2 protein-coding genes are annotated in these 908 nt (G+C 75.2%); both read left to right on the forward strand.

Annotated elements, in window-relative coordinates:
- Window positions 1-579 (forward strand): M35 family metallopeptidase (locus OZN99_RS32530; RefSeq protein ID WP_270939313.1); only part of this gene is annotated, 579 nt, incomplete at its 5' end.
- 49 nt (window positions 580-628) lie between these two features.
- A partial coding sequence (locus OZN99_RS32535; protein ID WP_270939314.1) for a copper resistance protein CopC occupies window positions 629-908 on the forward strand: 280 nt, incomplete at its 3' end.

The raw sequence follows: 908 nt of genomic DNA on the forward strand, positions 1-908 counted from the left end.
GGCGCGATCCCGCCGGATGGCCACGCCGTCGCGGGGGAAGCGGCGTTCGGCAAGCCCGGCGCGGCGCTGCGCCACCCCGCCGACATCCCCGGCCCCGCCTGCGCCGCGGAGCATCGGCGCATGATCGACGAGGCCCGCGGCGTCGCGCGCGAGCGCATCGCGGAGGCCGTGAGCCTGCTGCGGCAGCAGCCCGACCATCCGCATGTGACGCGCTGGTTCGGTACCGCGCCGCGGCCGGAGATCGCGCTGCGCCTGCAGCGCACCGCGGCGTGGCTGGAACGGCCGGACAGCCTGAAGATCCTCTGCAACGACCTGCCGAGCTGCGGCAGCGCGCGCATGGCTTATGCCGCCATGGGCGGCCAGATGATCGGGCTCTGCCCGGCCTTCTTCCGCGCCGGCATGGGAGGCCGCGACAACCGCTGGGGTATCCTGATCCACGAGACATCGCATGTCGCGGCGGGCACGCTGGACCATGCCTATGGCCACACCGCGTCGCTGGTGCTGGCGAAGGCGGATCCGCGCCGCGCGGCGCAGAACGCCGACAGCTACGAGTATTTCGTGGAGACCCTGCCGCGCTGAGGCGCTCGGCGCACTTGCCGTGACGCGCCGGGCGCCGCAGGAAAGCCGCATGACCTGGACACGACGAAGGGCCTGCGCCCTGGCCGCGCTCGTCCTGGCCGCGCCCCGCGGCGCGGCGGCGCATGCGCGGCTGACCGGCACCGCGCCGGCGGAGGGCGAGACGCTGGCGACGCCCCCGCAGGAGATCGTGCTGCGATTCAACGAGCCGGTGCAGCTCACCGCGCTGCGGCTCTTCGCGCAGGACGAGTCGGAATGGCCGCTGCGCCGCACCCGCGACCTCGCGCCGCGGCCGGAGCACCGCGCCGGCATCGGCCGCGACCTGCCGCCCG

The organism is Falsiroseomonas oryzae, assembly GCF_027856955.1.
GTDB lineage: Bacteria > Pseudomonadota > Alphaproteobacteria > Acetobacterales > Acetobacteraceae > Falsiroseomonas > Falsiroseomonas oryzae.